General features: G+C 35.3%; 13 protein-coding genes and 1 pseudogene. 6 read left to right on the top strand and 8 right to left on the bottom strand.

All coding sequences use genetic code 11. The annotated features are described in order from the left end of the window. The first annotated feature begins 149 nt into the window (after window positions 1-149). The gene (locus tag ACP6PM_RS29380) at window positions 150-284 is read left to right on the top strand and encodes a hypothetical protein (protein WP_426590421.1); all 135 of its coding nucleotides are present in this window, start codon (window positions 150-152) and stop codon (window positions 282-284) included. 795 nt (window positions 285-1079) lie between these two features. Here the strand turns inward: ACP6PM_RS29380 and ACP6PM_RS29375 are convergent. Then, window positions 1080-1307, bottom strand: coding sequence for a Calvin cycle protein CP12 (locus ACP6PM_RS29375; RefSeq protein WP_426590420.1), 228 nt, complete (start codon window positions 1305-1307; stop codon window positions 1080-1082). Window positions 1308-2217: 910 nt separating this feature from the next. Here ACP6PM_RS29375 and ACP6PM_RS29370 point away from each other — a divergent pair. From ACP6PM_RS29370 to ACP6PM_RS29360, 3 genes and pseudogenes are all read left to right on the top strand, one after another. Further along, a pseudogene (locus tag ACP6PM_RS29370) lies at window positions 2218-2628 on the top strand (RNA-guided endonuclease InsQ/TnpB family protein); the annotation flags it as partial. Next, a complete protein-coding gene (locus tag ACP6PM_RS29365) occupies window positions 2629-2910 on the top strand; it encodes a zinc ribbon domain-containing protein (protein WP_426590455.1) in 282 nt (93 codons plus the stop codon). Between the two features lie 56 nt (window positions 2911-2966). Then, window positions 2967-4211: an FIST signal transduction protein gene (locus tag ACP6PM_RS29360; RefSeq protein WP_426590419.1), complete on the top strand. Its 1245-nt coding sequence runs from the start codon at window positions 2967-2969 to the stop codon at window positions 4209-4211. A 342-nt stretch (window positions 4212-4553) separates the two neighbouring features. Here the strand turns inward: ACP6PM_RS29360 and ACP6PM_RS29355 are convergent, their stop codons facing one another. Next, complete coding sequence (locus ACP6PM_RS29355) at window positions 4554-5645, bottom strand: metallophosphoesterase family protein (RefSeq protein WP_426590418.1); 1092 nt, start codon at window positions 5643-5645, stop codon at window positions 4554-4556. Window positions 5646-6081: 436 nt separating this feature from the next. Here ACP6PM_RS29355 and ACP6PM_RS29350 point away from each other — a divergent pair, with 436 nt between their 5' ends. Together ACP6PM_RS29350 and ACP6PM_RS29345 are read left to right on the top strand one after the other, a co-directional pair. Further along, window positions 6082-7287, top strand: coding sequence for an RNA-guided endonuclease InsQ/TnpB family protein (locus ACP6PM_RS29350; protein WP_426590417.1), 1206 nt, complete (start codon window positions 6082-6084; stop codon window positions 7285-7287). An 863-nt stretch (window positions 7288-8150) separates the two neighbouring features. Further along, on the top strand, window positions 8151-9878 hold the full coding sequence (locus ACP6PM_RS29345) for a hypothetical protein (protein WP_426590416.1): 1728 nt from the start codon (window positions 8151-8153) through the stop codon (window positions 9876-9878). Between the two features lie 600 nt (window positions 9879-10478). Here ACP6PM_RS29345 and ACP6PM_RS29340 read toward each other — a convergent pair. The 6 genes from ACP6PM_RS29340 to ACP6PM_RS29315 form a co-directional block, all read right to left on the bottom strand. Next, entirely contained in the window at window positions 10479-11216 is a 738-nt protein-coding gene (locus tag ACP6PM_RS29340) for an XcyI family restriction endonuclease (RefSeq protein ID WP_426590454.1), read from the bottom strand. Between the two features lie 3 nt (window positions 11217-11219). Next, window positions 11220-11414 (bottom strand): hypothetical protein, encoded by a 195-nt coding sequence (locus ACP6PM_RS29335; protein WP_426590415.1) that lies wholly within the window; start codon window positions 11412-11414, stop codon window positions 11220-11222. Between the two features lie 11 nt (window positions 11415-11425). Beyond that, window positions 11426-12184 carry a hypothetical protein gene (locus tag ACP6PM_RS29330; RefSeq protein ID WP_426590414.1) on the bottom strand — a complete coding sequence of 253 codons (759 nt, stop codon included), beginning with the start codon at window positions 12182-12184 and terminating at the stop codon, window positions 11426-11428. A gap of 36 nt (window positions 12185-12220) precedes the next feature. After that, complete coding sequence (locus ACP6PM_RS29325; RefSeq protein WP_426590413.1) at window positions 12221-12760, bottom strand: hypothetical protein; 540 nt, start codon at window positions 12758-12760, stop codon at window positions 12221-12223. Window positions 12761-12885: 125 nt separating this feature from the next. After that, the gene (locus ACP6PM_RS29320) at window positions 12886-13473 is read right to left on the bottom strand and encodes a hypothetical protein (protein ID WP_426590412.1); all 588 of its coding nucleotides are present in this window, start codon (window positions 13471-13473) and stop codon (window positions 12886-12888) included. Window positions 13474-14824: 1351 nt separating this feature from the next. Beyond that, a complete protein-coding gene (locus tag ACP6PM_RS29315; RefSeq protein WP_426590411.1) occupies window positions 14825-16543 on the bottom strand; it encodes an ABC-F family ATP-binding cassette domain-containing protein in 1719 nt (572 codons plus the stop codon). Window positions 16544-17323: the final 780 nt, after the last annotated feature.

Here is a 17323-nt window from a genome sequence, read left to right as displayed (position 1 = left end):
TTGAAGAAACACGATCTCCTAGTAAGGGAGCTTCCTATGGGAAAACTAATCAATATTGCTTCTGCCAGAAAATTTCTACTATACATGAGACTGATGGCTGACAGTTTCTAGGGTAGTCGTTGAATTGGTAAAATATTTGGCGATGTACTGTGCAGCTATCCTTTAGACTGAAAAGAGATTCGACTTCGGACGCAGGTGCGCGAGAAGTAGAAACTTCACCTCATAAGTTTGAGGAATCAAGCGTTGTCACAGTTTTGCAACGTCGGGAGGATGTGAAGGTATGAAAATGAATTTTTAGGTAAGCAACTGAGTCACAAAGTCAAGGATTTCAGTTACTTACCTTCTGGATATAATATAATTCAACAAACAAACTATATTGACATCTCCAGGGGTTGAAACACCCTGGATTCTGTGAAAAAAACACTGCAAAAGGGATAAACCCACTTTTGCTTCGAGCCTCTCAACAGACTTCTAGAATCCTCGGAGTAGAAAACAATCTACCTGTTACCTTACTGTGAGAGTGGTTTTACTCAATATATTGGAGCATTGACATCATCCCGACGTTGCGCTTACAAGGGCATTGCGGGATTCCTAAACCTCGCGGATTAGGTCTTTCTGCTTCATAGCACCTGCCTCCAAGGCCGAACCTCTTTCTGGTATTACGGTCGCTCCACAGACTGACACTGCTAGCCCAGCAGCCTTAGTTTATCTAGTATAGCACAAAACTTGTAAAAACCGCAAAATTAATTAGTTTTAATCCCAACGCTCCCTTTCAGGAGAGCGCGGGTCTTCAACCAACGTTGAGATAAATCGCTGTTCTAGCTGTATTGCTTGCTTTTCCTTCGGAATGCTGCGCAAACAGCCGTCGTAGGAAATTAATTCCCCGTCTCGTGTCCACCGGAATCTCACCGCACTAGCTAAAGGTCATGGCGACAAACCTTGTTCTTACAAGTTGTTTCTAGCATAGCAGATTTTTACTTCTGGTTAAAACCCGCGTGTCGCTATTCAACCAGGGGATAAATCCGCCTGGCTAACTTTCTACCGCCATTTGTTAGGTTTATTGAATTAGTTAGTTGATTCTAGTTATCGTATACTCGACACTCAGCAGCGTCAGGATTATCATCGCAATAATTTTCAAAGGAGTTTTTAGGCTTTTTCTCGTTTTGATGAGAAGCTTCAGCTTGAAGTTCTTCCACCACATCCCAAGCTGCTGCACATTCTTTAGAGTTAGCACCAGAAGAATCACAAGCGTTACGAGCTATCTCGCGCTCTTGTTCAATTTTTTCTTGAATGTCATTATTAGTCATAGTTTTCTTAATTTTGACTTACTACCTACAGATTTTAGGATCTAATTCCTAACTAAACTAGAACACTAGAACAAGGGCTAGGAATTGAAAAACAGGCCAAGAAATCAGCTAAAATTATTCCTCTTTCCTAGTTATATGTTATATAGGTTTTCAGAGGTTCTTAACCAAATGATCTTGATCTTTTAAGATTTGCCCACCAAGAATCAAAGCATCAGACTGTTAAATGTCCAGGCTTCAAAACAACATTTAACATACTAACATAGCTAAAATGACAAGTTGTTCTATAAGTAAAAATTATTAAAGCAAATAAAAAATAATAGTAAAACTCAGACTATTTCTGTAGATCTTTATATTTATAGTGACCAAGTTAGAGCTTATTCAAAAATTAAATAAGCATTCTAGTAACTAGAAATAATTTTGATGTCAATAGCAATAAATTCAAACATCTGCCAATAGACAAAAATATAGATAACAAACCTCTACAAGAAATAGTTAAGATTGGGGATGAAATCAACTCTAGAAGTTGATGAATGGAACTATAATCTTTTGAGGGACTCCATTTAATTCTTATAGATATATAAAATCCTTAATTTATTATATACGGTGTCTTCTAAATTCAGAATTTAGGCTCCTGACTCCTGTCCTTAGCCAATCCGACGGCTCCTCTACCTAACAATTTGTAGCCAAATTTTTTCCAAATGGCACCATCGGGACTTAGGCCAAGAAACTATTATATATAACCAATTTGACATTCTCTCACTGTTCTAAGATGAAATCAGCAATCAAGGCTAAAATACATCGACAGATTGAAGGGGAAATCAAAACTGTTACTGTCAGTTTAAATCATTCAGGAAAATACTTTGCTTCTATTCTGTTTGAAGTATAAAATCAAGGAAGTAATACTCATCAACCTGATGGAATTATTGGTGTTGACTTAGGGATTAAATATTTTGCTATTACCAATAATGGTAAAAAAGTGAGTAAATATGAGTATCCTAAACATTTTCTCAAACATGAGAATAACCTCAAACGAAAACAAAAGAAACTAGCTAGAAAAGAAAAAGGCAGTAATTCAAGAAAGAGGTATAGAAAACTTGTAGCTAAAGTATCCGAAAGAGTTAGTAATTCACGTCAGGATTTTTTACATAAACTTAGTGCTAAGTTAGTCCGTGAAAACCAAACGGTAGTAGTGGAAAATATTCATATTCTAGGCATGGTTTTTAATCAGAAACTGGCTAAAAGTATTTCTGATTGTGGATGGGGAATGTTTGTCAATTTCCTAGCTTACAAGTTGGAACGTAATGATGGTAAATTAGTATAAATTGATAGATGGTTTCCTAGTTCTAAAATCTGCTCTAATTGTTTTTATCAGGTTGATGAAATACTACTAAATGTAAGAGAGTGGACTTGTCATAATTGTGGGACTAAACATGACCGTGATGGGAATGCAGCACATAATATTAGAGCAGAAGGAATCAGAATACTACAGACGGATGGAACAGCCGTCTCTGCTGCTGGAGGGAATGTAAGTCCTAAGCTTGGGCGTAAGTCTAGGTTTGGGCAGATCCCTGTGAATGCAGAAGCTCATGCTGTACCTGATTAGGGTCAGCTTTGGGTAGTTCACAAATATAATCATAAGTTATAAGGAGCGTCAAACAGATGCGGTGGTCAAATTCTATTTCAACCCGTCCCTCATTAGAAGCAGCAGTTAAAGAAGTAGCAGAAAAAAGTTTAGAGTCATTAGGAACTACAGCAGATTTAGGATTGGTATTTATCTCATCAGCTTTTACCAGTGAATATCCACGAGTTATGCCCTTGCTAAAAGAATATCTACCAGAAACAATTATAATAGGCTGTGGTGGTGGGGGTATTGTTGGTATGAATGAGGAGGGAAAACCACAGGAAGTTGAACAACAAACTGCCATTAGCCTCAGTTTGGCAAATTTACCAGAAGTAACAGTAAAAGCTTTTCACATATCGGCAGAAGAACTACCTGACTTAGACAGTTCTCCCGACCAGTGGTGCGATCTAATCGGAGTACCCACTGTAAACAAACCCCAATTTATTATACTCGCGGATCCATTTTCCGCTAAAATCAATGACTTGCTTCAAGGATTAGATTATGCTTATCCTAATTCACCCAAGGTGGGAGGATTAGCTAGTAGTGGCCTAACTGGCAACAATGCTGGACTCTTTTTTCAAGATCGCCTCTACCAAGAAGGAGCTGTAGGAATCTCTCTATCTGGCAAGATTATCTTAGACACAATAGTAGCTCAAGGCTGTCGGCCTATTGGCAAACCTTATCGTGTTACTGAAGGAGAACGTAATATTGTTCTAGAACTGGAAGAATTAGTTAGTTCTGGCCAAATAGTTAGTGATGGTGTTAAACAATCTCCATTAGAAGCATTACAAAATTTATTACAAAATCTCAGCGAAAAAGACAGAAAACTAGCAGAAAACTCTCTATTTGTCGGTATAGTCGGAGACGAATTTAAGCAAAATTTAGAACAGGGAGACTTTTTAATCCGTAATTTGATTGGGGTAGACCCTAAAGCAGGAGCGATCGCCATAGGTGATCGAGTTAGGACTGGCCAACGAATTCAATTTCATTTACGGGATGCCTATACTTCAGCAGAAGATTTAGAAATGTTACTACAACGTTATCAAAGAGAAGTGGCTTCTGAGACTACTTCTACAAAGAATGCTACTGCTTTAATGTTCTCTTGTTTGGGACGCGGGGAGGGACTATATGGTAAACCTAACTTTGATTCTAGATTATTTAGTCGTTATTTGAATATCCCGATAAGTGGCTTTTTCTGTAATGGTGAAATTGGCCCTGTGGGTAATAATACATTTTTACATGGTTATACCTCTGTATTTGGTATTTGTCGTCAACCTTCTTGAAGCAGAAACAACTGATAATGAGTCAAAGCTCAAAAGCTAAAACTATTAACTTTTGACTTGACTACTTTTTACCTTTTGAAAAGAGAGTCTAAAATTAATAGACTTCCTGCCAAAATGAGAAACATAGAATACAAAAGAGAAACAGAATAAAAAGGTATAGAGCTAGGGGCAACTCAGAAGTCAGAAGTAATATCTGAGTGATTTTTTCCTAAGGAAATGCTCCGCAAACAGTCTTTAGTAATATCCGCGTCCTTTGCTTTAACTGATATAATCAAAATCAAAAAAGGTTGATTTTTATTTTGGCAAGATGTCTCATTATTTATTCAGACAAATAGACCAATTTTATGGCAACAGTAAAGTTGCATTATTGTCAATATTATTTGTTGCACTAAAACTTTGAAAATAGCGTCGAGCATGAGGCGGAAAATGAGGAAAGTCTAACACAGCGTCGCCAGCAGCAATATCAGCCCAAAAATAACGCAGACTAGGAGCAAGTTTTTTGGCAACTTCTGGGGATAAATTTAAAGGAGGATTAGTCAAAAGTTTAGACATAAAATGAAAAGAACGATCGCCGATCCAGTCCCTAGAAATATTACTCAGATTAGGTAAGTTGGGCAAAGAATTAACGCGATGACTCTCAATTTTTAAAGACTGTTGACCATTGGCATCAGTAGTAAAATCAATTATCCGATAAGGATGAGGATAACTAACTAAAGAACCAGTTGTAATTTCATAAATTCCTTCATATTCAGCAATATCCTGAACATGAAGATGACCAGTAAATATAAGTTTTACACCATAATATTGGAGAATATCTAACAATACAGACCTATTTTCTAACATATAACGACGACCAAGAGGATTATTATATTGATCTGGCAAATGTTCAATCACATTGTGATGTATAATTACCATCACTAATTCCTCTTCAGCAGTGGTTAAAACCTGTTGCAACCAGTCTAATTGTTCTGTCTCTAAACCACCAGTATATTCTTGTTTCCCTGAAGTATCAAATTGATTAGAATTAAGCCCAATTATTCGCACTCCAGGCAATACTTGTTCAGTATAATATAATCGTTGCTGATAATCATATCCACAATGATGATAATAACTAGGAAAATCTGCTAAACCAATAGAATAATCATTGGCAAATTTGACAGGTACATCGTGATTACCAGGAACTACATAAACAGGGTAAGGAAGTGCAGCTAATCTTTTGCTTAACCAGGTATGATTTTCTGGTTCACCATCTTGAGTTAGGTCTCCAGGTAGTAGTAAAAAATCAATATCTAACTTACTTAAATGTTCGAGTACTACTTCCAAAGCAGGAATACTAACTTCTACTGAATGAAAACGATGTGCTTGTTCAGCAATAGTATGAGGGACTGCAATATGTAAGTCACTCGCAACAGCAAATCTAAAATTTAAAGCCATGGAAAAAGTCCTCTGGAAGTTAGGCTAAATCAATATATTAATTATTTCTCTAGATTTCCATTGTATTTCACAATCAGTGAGAAATAAAAATATGGCCATAAATCTCAAGCTGCTGCAAATTTAGAATAGGTCTTGTTGAAAAAGTCTTTGGATCGCGAAAGGGAATTGGGAATAGGTAATGGGCAATAATTTGACTGCTAATTTTTCTGCATTTTTCCCAGTCATGTGAAGGAAAAATTCCTAGTTTTTGATCTTGATTTAGTCATTTGATCTCAACGTTGGCCCTTGACCCGCGCTCTCCCGTTTCGGCTGTCGCCGACATGAAAGGCGGAGCCTAGCGGCAGCTATTAGGGGAGCTGAGAGATGGGAAAACCAATCAATGTTGTGGTTTCACATATAATATGCTAAAATGTAAATATTGAGAAGTAAACAGTAGATGGTCGAAAAAGCGTACAAATTTAGATTCTACCCAACTCCTGAACAGGAAAATCTGTTGCACAGGACTTTGGGTTGCGTGCGTCTAGTCTACAACAAAGCTTTAGCTGCTAGAACTCAAGCTTGGTATGAGCAAAAGCAACGAGTGAGCTACAAACAAACTTCGGCTATGCTTACCAACTGGAAAAAGCAGGAAGATTTAGATTTTCTTGACAGAGTAAGCAGTGTACCATTGCAGCAAGGTTTAAGACATCTACAGACTGCCTTCACCAATTTTTTTAGTGGACGTGCCAAATATCCTAACTTTAAGAAAAAACGGAATGGTGGTAGTGCTGAATTTACGAAGTCGGCATTCAAATGGAAAGATGGTCAAGTATATTTAGCCAAATGTCTTGAACCATTATCAATTAGATGGAGTAGGCAACTACCACTTGGTTGTGTACCAACTACAATCACAGTGAAACTTGACCCCTCTGGTAGATGGTCTATATCTTTGAGAGTCAACGACACTAGAAATTTATTGCTCAAACCAGTAACCAAACAAATAGGTATTGACTTAGGAATTACCAGTTTAGTTACTACCAGTAATGGAGAAAAAATTGCTAACCCAAAGAATCTCAACAAATTACACAAAAAACTGAGATTGACTCAAAAGTCTCTATCTAGAAAAACCAAGGGGTCTAATAATTATCAAAAGGCTAGGCTGAAAGTCGCTAGGATACACGCAAAAATTAAAGATTCAAGGCTTGATTACACCCATAAGCTAACCACTCAACTAATCAGAGAAAATCAAACTGTTGTAGTTGAAGACTTGGCAGTAAAAAACATGGTCAAAAACCATAAATTAGCCAAAGCAATAAGTGATGCCAACTGGTCTGAATTAGTAAGGCAATTAGAATACAAAGCTGATTGGTATGGACGGGAATTAATCAAGATTGATAGATATTTTCCCAGTTCAAAGCGTTGTTCTAATTGTGGGCATATAGTAGAAAAATTACCTTTAAATATAAGAGAGTGGGATTGCCCAGAGTGTGCAGCTCACCATGACCGGGACATAAACGCTTCGGTAAATATTTTGGCTGCGGGACTCGCAGTGTCAGTCTGTGGAGCGACCGTAAGACCAGAAGAGAGTAAATCTCGGAAGGCGGGTGCATTGAAGCAGAAAGCCCCTAGTAGTGATGTTAGGGAATCCCACCCTGTCTCGTAGAGCAGCGTCGGGAGGATGTCAATGGACTCTATTCAATCTGATTGAGCAATTAAACCTCTGATATGTATGGGTTCGGTGATTTATTCAGCAGACCCTAGAATAAAACCTGATTTTTGTGCCAAATGTATAATACCATTTCTCAAAATTTTATTGAGCCGGGGACCCACCCCTAACCCCTCCCAGGAGGGGGAGTAGTAGGGACGTTGCATGCAATGTCCGAGAGCGAGAAGTAAACATAAGAATAATTAACATTAACTTGGCTGAAATTAGCAAAAAATTTATTCTGCCCTTTTTAATTACTTAATAACTGAAATGTTACTTAAGTATAGGATTAATGCATGGGAATTGGTATAATACCAAGGGTGAAAAAATAATGTTACGAATAATAAGGGCGATAAAAATACTTTACAGGAGATGTCCCTTTGACTAATAAAATAAGTTATGAACGAAGAAATGGTATTGAAGCTATTCATTCTGACTCGGTCCGACTGAGTTCGCCTCCTGGGAAGGGTTAAGGGTGGGTTGGCTCAAACAAAAATCCCCTAGCTATTTGTAGCAAACATTTATCAATTTGGTATAACTAAGCATATTATACAATTTTTACAAAAGAATGTTACGAATAATCAGCAGTATTAAAAGACTCGATCAGAAATTTATATTTGACGAAAAGATAAATTACGACATAAAAAATGGTATTCAACCTATTAATTCTGACTCCTGAATTCTCAGAAATAGCCTAACTATTTGTAGCAAACATTGATAAATTTGGTATTACCTAGACGAAATAGTTGACGGTCAGGGATGATAACATTAAGATTAAAGATAGAAACAATAAGGCAATTTGTAGAATCTAGGTGAAAGCAATGCCAGAAGCTGAACTTCCTGGAAACCAGCACTTATCAGAAACAAATGATCCAGTAAATCACCAAAAACTGGACTATACTCATGAAGTGGACAAAATCGAACAACATCTAGCTCCAGAAAAACAAACATCTCCAGAGAATGATGAGTGGGAGACCGTTAATTTTCCTGATTCTATTAGTGTAGATTCAATTCCAGTATTAGAAACAACCTCACCAGAAGTAAAAGATTTAACGTTAGATCATCGAGATAGAACTGAAAGAAAGTCCCAGGAAGTTCCAGAAGTTAAAGTAGTTTTGACAAAAAACTCTACCGAAGAGCTAGAATCTGCAAATCTTATGGAAGCTTTGCATGAATGTAACCGTGAACTGATAAATCGAGTTACAGAATTAGAAACATCTTTGGAAGAATGTCAGAAAACTCTAGAAAATCAAGAAAAGTTACTAGAAGAAAGAACTAGAGAACTAGCAGCAACTCAACAGCAGGTAACTCGTCTATTCTACAAACTAGAATTGTGTAATCAAATTATTCAGCGCCAGGAAGTTTTAGTGGAGTCTCTAACAGATAAGTGGGAAAATAGTCAACAACAACAGGCACAAATGGAAAGAGAATGTGCGTTAACCAAACAATCTTATAACCAACAAAGTTATCATCTTAAAGAATTAGAAAATAGTTGCCGAGAGTTACGCTCAAGACTATACCGCCAGCAGCAGCAAACTCTGCAATTTAAAGCAGCTTTAGAAAGATGCTTGGAAATGCCAGGGAGAATGGATACGGTAAATCAACCAATAGAAAAACCTACAGAACTATCTCAAGTTATGGCATCTCAAGTAAGTTCTAAATCAGAACCTTTAAAAGAAGAAACATCTCAGATAAGTTCTAAATCTAAACCTTCTAAGGAAGAAAATCCTTTCATTCAGACTAACACGAAAATATTACCTCTGATAAATTCAGAACCAGTTAAACCTTGGTCTGCACAAATAAAAAATCAACAAGAAGAAGAATCTATTCTTGACAAGAAAGAAATAGGTATTGCTAAGATTAATTTGGGAAAAAAGTTAGATTTACCTCAAGGTTTGACAACACCCCAACAAGTATCATCATCAGAAGAAAATACTCCTGAGAATGACTTTTTTGCTGAGGTTAGCGAAAGTACATTAAATCCTAGCCTACCCTCATTTAGTAGAATAGGTGAAGTTTCAGATTATGAATCAGCAGAGGAAGCATCCCAAAAAGATATTTTACAAGAGACAGAAGTAGGAGAGTATGTGGTTATAGAAAATGATTTAACTGAAGAGCAAAGTAAATATCAGGAAGTAGAAAGATTGGAAGAAAATAAGGTTATAGCAGAACCTAAAAAAGTAGAGACTTTTGAAGAAGAATCAAACAGAGGGATTAAACACGAACGCATATCATGGAATATATCTACAGGAAAGTGGAATGTTTGTGAGTATCAACCTGAACTAGAAACAGAAATAAATCCAGAAATAGATGCAGAAGATTTTTCTGAAGTTGCAGAGGAAGTGCAGCAAGATATGGAACAAACAACACCAGTAAGTAGTAAGTTACATTTACCAACTTGGAACACTCCTATATTTGAGTCTGAACCTTTTGAAGAAGATGTGGTGTCAGAAGTTCCAGAAAAACAGGACTTATCATTAGGAGCAATAGATTTGCCTACCTTTCCTAGAATTCCTATTGACGATCAACCATCAGCAGTAAATGGTTAAGATTTAGTTAAGAAAGATTTTAGCGTTTTGCTTTGCGTTTCATTTTGAGTAGTGTGGCCTCAAGAGCATTAATTTTGTATATGGAACGCATTTGGTATTTTTAGATTGATTTTCCTTTCTACAGCATTCTCGATCGCGAAGCGGAACGGAGTTCTATCGCTGAGAAACTATACTTTTTTAGTTGAATAAAAACTCATGTATATAGGCGAGCTACACCATATAGTTTTTATGATATCAGAATTTTTGTGAGGATGCAACCGAAAATCCTTTGACCCGCCGATTTTTTTCATGAGCTTCATAAAATGAAAATGTTTGTGATTTTCCACTGAGGAGTAATGGATAGAAAGATTTAATGATGGGAAAAATCTGATTCTAATCTTAAAAGAAAGGGAGTAGGGGAGTAGGGGAGTATTTTTCAATCTTTTGTATTGCCTCTATTCCAAGGACGACTCGTAAATTTTAATTCTTCGCTCCTTCACTTATCCTTATGCTAGTAACTGAATGCTTACTATACAACTAATTTTTAAGAAGGGAACAAGGAACAGAGAACTTAATATATAAAATTAAAATTTGTCTGAGCTAAATAAGATGAATTTAAGATTAAATATCTAGTATTGCAAATAATTGTTTTTGCTTTTGGTTATTTTCCAAGACTTCTTCAACAGTGAACCAATGATTGACAATAAGTTGATGGTTATTCAGGTCATCTATTGCTTGTTGAGTAATAGACACACCTTGTAAAATCAAAACTGTTATTGATTCAGAATTAATTGTTTTCGCTCGACTTAAACTTTTAATTGCAGCACCTATTCTCTCTAAAATACCAGCTCGATCAATACCTCCTTTTATTTCAACAGCAGCTATAATTTTTTCATCTTTATAAATTCCTATATCTGGTTCATCTGCAAATATAATAACCCTACCATCAAGCAAATTTATTGTAGAAGCATCAAGATTTTCATTAGTTACCAATCTTCGTTCATTTAACCTTCTTTCTAATAGTCCTCGAATGATAATTTCAATTTTATTTCCCTTGATATTCTGCCACGAACCTTGAGCTTGAGCGCCTGCGGCCATACCTCGCCAAATATTAAATTCACGGGAGTCAATTTGCCCATCAGCTTCAACAAGATAACTAATAATTTTGTTCAAATGTTGATAAATTTCTATAGCAATTAATTCATCAGTTAAACTACTACCTTGCTCATAACGAATAATTGATAATCCAAATTGACTCATAGACTTTTGAGAGACCATTGCTAACATTCTATAATAGCTAACAGAACATAGAATATTAATTAAAACTTGGGGATGAGCAAAAACAATTACAGGTTTAATTCCTCAATGAATTACTTTATTCCATGCTGTTTGAGAAATACCTAAATTCTGTAAATTCCATTCCAATGTTTCTCCTTTTACCTCCTCTATTTTATCCGCAATTTCTAACATTCCCCATTCATGTAGCTTTTGATGAAAAAGTTCACTTTTAGCAAGCTGGTCTAACATCCAAGCTTGGCGTTTATCCTCATTTACCACAACTTAAACCTTCAAATTTTTTGCCAAACAACAACACTTTCACGCACTGGAATTCTGTCATATTTACCCATTTGCTGTGAACTATTACCCTTGTAGCGAGCAACAATAATTCTCTCAACTTTAAACTCTACTTTTTCTGCCATTTCAGATAATATTAAATCCACAGGTACTAACTCACCTGCAAACCTAACATTATCAACTACCATAGCAACTTTAGCACCAGGAGCTAATACCCTAGACCACTCCTGAATAACCTGACCCATATCAACAAAATACCCGACTAACATATCAGGAATTCGAGGGTTATTTAAGACTTTACCTTGTTGTCGCAAAATATCTACTACCTCAGCAATAACTGGATGATTTGGAGTATCATTATTCTGAACTTTTGATTCTATATGGGAGCGCAAAACACTAAACCGTAACTCTTTTAACTCTTCAAAATTTTTGACAAAGTTAAAACAAAGTTCTAAAGAATAGATACGAGTATAATCATAACGGTTAGGGTATGGAGGTGAAGTAATTATAGCAGTAGGTTTTTGGGAAAATTGAACATTCTTTAAGTCACGAGCATCTGCTAATTGAATTTCAGGAGGTTGGCGTTTTTTATTCCCCCATAAAGTTCGCATAGATAAGATATCTTGTTGTGCTTGATATATTTTTTGTTGCAGTATTTCAATGGGAGAATAAATTTTTTTATCCTTTTTGATTCTTAAAAATTGCCCGTCTTTAGCTGTATAACTACAAGGTTCCAAAATTGATAAAAACAATAGTAAAAAAATATCTTTTATAGGACTAGATAAAGTTTATATTGCACTTTTCCATTGGCAAAGTTCTGTCAAAGTTTCTGCTGAGAATGCCTTTTTCATAATTGCCACATCAGAGGCAATATCAGCAGGGTCAAATTGTCTTAATTTATTTTTTAATAATTCAAAATTATGGTGCAGGGAAGAAGGTTCTACTAGCCAGAATAAAGGCATAGTATTAGCGATAAAAGCTGCTATTGGTAATTTATCAATTGCTACAGCTTTAATATTAGCGTGCATTGCAGTAAATGGTGTTGTTCCCATACCACAAAAAGGCTCAAAAATTAAGTTTTTGTCTTTTAGTTGGAATCGCTTAATAAATTCCTCAACAAATGAAAATGCAAAGGCTTCTTTATATCTATATAAACCTAGAATTGGTAGAGATTTATTGCCAATATAAGAGACCAGTTTACCTAACTTTAGTTCCTCTTGAATGAGATGTGAAAATTTAGCTTCTATGCGCTGTCTTTCATCACAGGTATTGATAGGTATTTTGGCAGTTTCATCTTCCCATTCCGGAAATAGACTAAGTTGTTTCATTAGTAATTTTTTTCACTTATTTGTCAGAGTAATAGAGAAGATTTAGGTAGAGTCATTTCAGTTCTCAGTTATTAGTCTCCCCACCCTCCCCACACTCTGCTTTTTTCAGCAAACCCTAATTAATCTTATCTTGCCCCCGCTTCAATGGCAGAATTAGCCATTTTTGCTAAAGTGTCTCCTTCAATTTCAGGACTTTGACCAACACCTTTTAAAGAAATGCGATAAAACACTCCTTTATATTCCCAACCAATAATTGGAAGCGCACAAGATGCAGCACAAGTTAAGGGTCTAAAATATCCTTTAATGTTTTGTACTAAACTCAATTCTCTACTAAATTCATCTTCTAAAGATTTACCACCTTTTTCAGCACTGATATAACCAATTGAACAAGCATTACCAGTACAATTAGGTTCAAAAGCTAAAGTAATTTCATAACCATTACTTGTACCTTTACCCTCAACATAAATCTTTCTATCTGTACCTGTAATTAATAATTTACTAGGTAGCAAAATTGGTATTTGAGTTTGTTCTTTTATTTTCGGCAAAATTTCCTGAAATTCTACTGCAACTGGTGTGGAATTTTGAGCAACTAATACATTATTTGGGGGATTAATTGGATAATTAAATGCTTTAAGCATTGGCTGTGAATAACCCCAAAATACCATTAGACTGCTGAGTAAAAATGTACTTTGAAAAAGAGCAACGATAGTCATAATTAGAATCCTACCAAAATATTAAACTGAATATTGAAGAAGGTTTTAGGTAGTAGGTTTTAGGTGTTAGGTTACAGCACTTTGCGCGGATGATGAGGTACACTTTAAAATTAACCTTTATTTCCTCTTCTCTTTTCCCTGTTCCCTGTTCCCTACTGCTCCAAAATTTTGTACCTCATTAACTCTAAAAATGCTGTAATAGTTCAATTGGATAGGAGTTAAATCCCAGGCAATTGTAGATACTATATAGACTGTAAAGTTTTAAACCAAATTGCTTCAAAGGTCTAAAATAACTATAATTTACCACCCTTAGAGTATAGCAATGATAATATAGGAATTTGAATTATAATAACTAATACCAGTTTGATAAATGTTTGCTATGAATCTCTGTTGCCAGATGAGCTGTTTCCTGTAGCCTATAACTAGAGTTTTGTAACATTCTTTTTTAAAATTGGTATGATACCAATTCACTTTTAAGGATGTCACAAATAGTTTCAAACTGTCAGATGTGGAATAATTTTCCGAAATTACTATAGCATCAAAGTTTGCACTATAGCATCAAAGTTTGCAGTCTATAAAATCTTACTTTTAACTTTTGAATACATGACTTTTGACTTCCGTGAAATGGTCTAATTCCTAAGACAGCTAGAAGATAAAAATAAAAAAACTGGTATATATAATGCTAAGAGATTGAATGTCTTGGGAAACCTAAAAAAGGGAATAGGGAGTAGGGAAAAAGACACAAATATACTAGTGCAGGATGACGGAAATAAGTGACCAGTGACAAAATACTCAAAGCCTTACTAATCAAAACTTCTGAATTCTGAATTCTGAATTCTGACTTCCGCGTAGCGGTACTAGGTTGTAACTATAACTTTATTATTGTCAAAATAATTGGGTCTAAAACCCCATCTTTTAAGGCGAAATGTTTTTGGAGGGTTGGTCAAAATTCCTCTTACAAAAACAACTTCTGAGTTCTGAGTTCGTTAAAGAATACCTTATCTATCCCTCACATTTTTATTCCTTGAGTTATTCCCCTTTTAATATTTAGTCATTCAACAGTATCTTAATACTTAGATTACAAACACTCTCTAATTGCTATATTATAGTAATACCATTTTGAAAAAAGAATGTTACGAATAGTAAGGGCGATCGCGCATACTTTACAGGATATGTTCTTTTGACTAATAAGATAAGTTATGAACTAATAAATAGTATCAAAGCTATTCATTCTGACTCGTTCCGACTGAGTTCCCCTCCCAGGAGGGGTTAGGGGTGGGTTGACTCAAACAAAAATCCCCTAGCTATTTGTAGTAAACATTTATCACGCTTGGTATAACAGACTAAAAAATTATTTACGTTTAGCAGCAGCTTTCTCTTTTTCCTTCTGTTTTTTCTTGGCTGCTTTTTCAGCTTTTTTAGCCGCTTTTTCAGCAGCTATTTTGGCTAACCTTTCTCCTTCTCTCTCTTCTTCAAGTTTATCTAGATAATAATGATAGTCTCCTAAGTAAGGATAAAATTCACCATCTCGAATTTCCACAATTTTATTAGCAACTTGAGAGATAAAATAGCGGTCGTGAGAAACAATAATTACAGTTCCATCATAATTTTGTAGTGCTGATTCTAACATTTCCTTTGCTGGAATATCTAGATGATTTGTCGGTTCATCTAATAACATAAAATTTCCTGGTTTAAGGAGCATTTTTGCTAAAGCCAAACGTGCTTTTTCTCCACCACTCAAAGCAGTTACTTTTTTAAATACCGTATCGCCACTAAACAAAAAATTACCAAGCAAAGTTCTTACTTCCTCATTTTTCCAATCAGGTACCTCATCATGGATAGTTTCCATGACAGTTTTTGTTAAGTCTAAAGCTTCCGCTTGGTTTTGCTCAAAATAACTAGGTATAACATTGTATTTACCTAATTCGACCTTACCTTCTGTGGGTTTTTCCAATCCCATAATCATCCGCAGTAAAGTAGATTTCCCACAACCATTCGGTCCTAAAAAAGCAATCCTATCTCCCCTTTCTATCTCTAAATTTGCACCTAAAAAGAGAATTTTCTCATCATAAGTATGAACTAAATCTTTAATTATTGCTACATCTCGACCACTACGAGGCGCTGGCGGAAAATGGAAAGTTAAAGTTTTTAATCCTACTGTAGGAGCTTCTATAACTTCTATTTTTTCTAATTGTTTTTCCCTGCTTTTTGCTTGGGTACTACGAGTAGCACTAGCACGAAACCTTTCCACAAAAGCCTGTTGCTTTTCTATTTCTTTTTGTTGTCGTTCATAGGTACTAAGTTGTGCAGCTTGATTTTCTAATTTTTGTTCTAAATAAGCTGAATAGTTACCCAAATAAGTAGTAGAAACACCTCTTTCCGTTTCCACAATTTGAGTGCAAAGACGGTCAAGAAATTCCCGGTCATGGGAAACTACAACCATAGGAGTTACTAAATTTTTTAAATAATTTTCTAACCACTCAATAGTTTCTAAATCTAGATGGTTAGTCGGTTCGTCTAAAAGTAATACATCTGGATTTTGCAAAAGAATTTTTCCTAAACTCATCCGCATTTTCCAACCACCACTAAAAGCACTAACTAAGCGATCGCCATCCTCAGACTCAAACCCCATTTCTGGCAATATTTTTTCAATTTCTGCATCTAATCCATAACCATTTAAAGCCTCAAATTGTCGTTGTAAACGGTCTAATTTATGAATAAGTTCATCTAATTTTTCTGGAGTAGCAGTTTCCATTTCTCGCTGTACTTGTAGAAGGGATTCGTGAGTTTTATTAGCCTCTGTAAATACTGTCCAAAATTCCTCTCTAACTGTACAATTAGGATTTACTTCAAACTCTTGAGTCAGATAAGCAATATGTAAACTTGCAGGGCGAATAACTTCTCCAGAAGTAGGTTCCATTTCTCCAGTAATAATTTTTAATTGAGTTGATTTTCCTGCTCCATTAACACCAACTAAGCCAATACGATCGCCTGGTTTAACTTCCCAGTTAACATCTTTGAGAACAACACCTGTAGGATATATTTTACTTATATGTTCTAATCTCAGCATTTATAATTTATCTCCTAGGTAGGTTAACAGTAAGTTAAGTTTTTTTATGGCCAAACTATTAATATTGGCTCTCAAGTATTGTATATCTTAACAAATTTTAATTAGGGCTTGCTGATTAAATCCAAAAGCATTTACATATAAAGACTTTAGCCTTTTTTATGGGAAAAAAGTACAAGCTTTTTGTTTACCATCGCTGAGAATGTGAGGATTTTTTATAGACAAGGGCAGAAAAATTAAGGGGGAATTCTTCCAACTACATCCTCTGTAATTTCTATTTCTGCTGAGGACTGAGGACTGAGGACTGATTCCTACCCTTACCTATAAGAGTTATTCAGCAAAACCTAATTAGATTTTCTATCTGAATATTTTGCTAGTTTTGAATATTAGTTAAAGTTCTGAGATTCTAACATTTTTTGGAGTCAATAATTGTTAAAAATTATCATCAACATATCAAGACAATTATTTCTCCTATTGAAAAGCAGCTATGCCAAATTTCAAAAGTTTTCCAAGATATTTTTAAACAAAATAGTTTTATAGCAGTTTGATAAATGTTTGCTACGAATCTCTGTTACCTGTTGCCTATTCCCTATTCCCTATTCCCAGTTAACTGTTCCCTGTTTCCTATAACTAGAGTTTTGTAAAATTCTTTTTTCACGCTTGGTATTATAACCAGTTTAATAAATATTTGCTACAAATGGCGTTGGTCAATGCGTAATGCTTTTGTCTCAAATATCTATGAAAAAAATATAATTGTACGGTTCATAAATATTGAAGAGCATT

Origin of the sequence: Dapis brunnea BLCC-M229 (assembly GCF_050015995.1) — a bacterium.
In the GTDB taxonomy this organism is placed as follows: domain Bacteria; phylum Cyanobacteriota; class Cyanobacteriia; order Cyanobacteriales; family Microcoleaceae; genus Trichodesmium.
This window is presented reverse-complemented; position numbering and strand designations above follow the sequence as displayed.

What these genes read in the sequence shown, in the direction of transcription:
- ACP6PM_RS29375 (WP_426590420.1), bottom strand. Translation starts at nt 1,307, where the DNA reads ATGACTAATAATGACATTCAAGAAAAAATTGAACAAGAGCGCGAGATA.
- ACP6PM_RS29360 (WP_426590419.1), top strand. Translation starts at nt 2,967, where the DNA reads ATGCGGTGGTCAAATTCTATTTCAACCCGTCCCTCATTAGAAGCAGCA.
- ACP6PM_RS29355 (WP_426590418.1), bottom strand. Translation starts at nt 5,645, where the DNA reads ATGGCTTTAAATTTTAGATTTGCTGTTGCGAGTGACTTACATATTGCA.
- ACP6PM_RS29350 (WP_426590417.1), top strand. Translation starts at nt 6,082, where the DNA reads ATGGTCGAAAAAGCGTACAAATTTAGATTCTACCCAACTCCTGAACAG.
- ACP6PM_RS29345 (WP_426590416.1), top strand. Translation starts at nt 8,151, where the DNA reads ATGCCAGAAGCTGAACTTCCTGGAAACCAGCACTTATCAGAAACAAAT.
- ACP6PM_RS29325 (WP_426590413.1), bottom strand. Translation starts at nt 12,760, where the DNA reads ATGAAACAACTTAGTCTATTTCCGGAATGGGAAGATGAAACTGCCAAA.
- ACP6PM_RS29320 (WP_426590412.1), bottom strand. Translation starts at nt 13,473, where the DNA reads ATGACTATCGTTGCTCTTTTTCAAAGTACATTTTTACTCAGCAGTCTA.
- ACP6PM_RS29315 (WP_426590411.1), bottom strand. Translation starts at nt 16,543, where the DNA reads ATGCTGAGATTAGAACATATAAGTAAAATATATCCTACAGGTGTTGTT.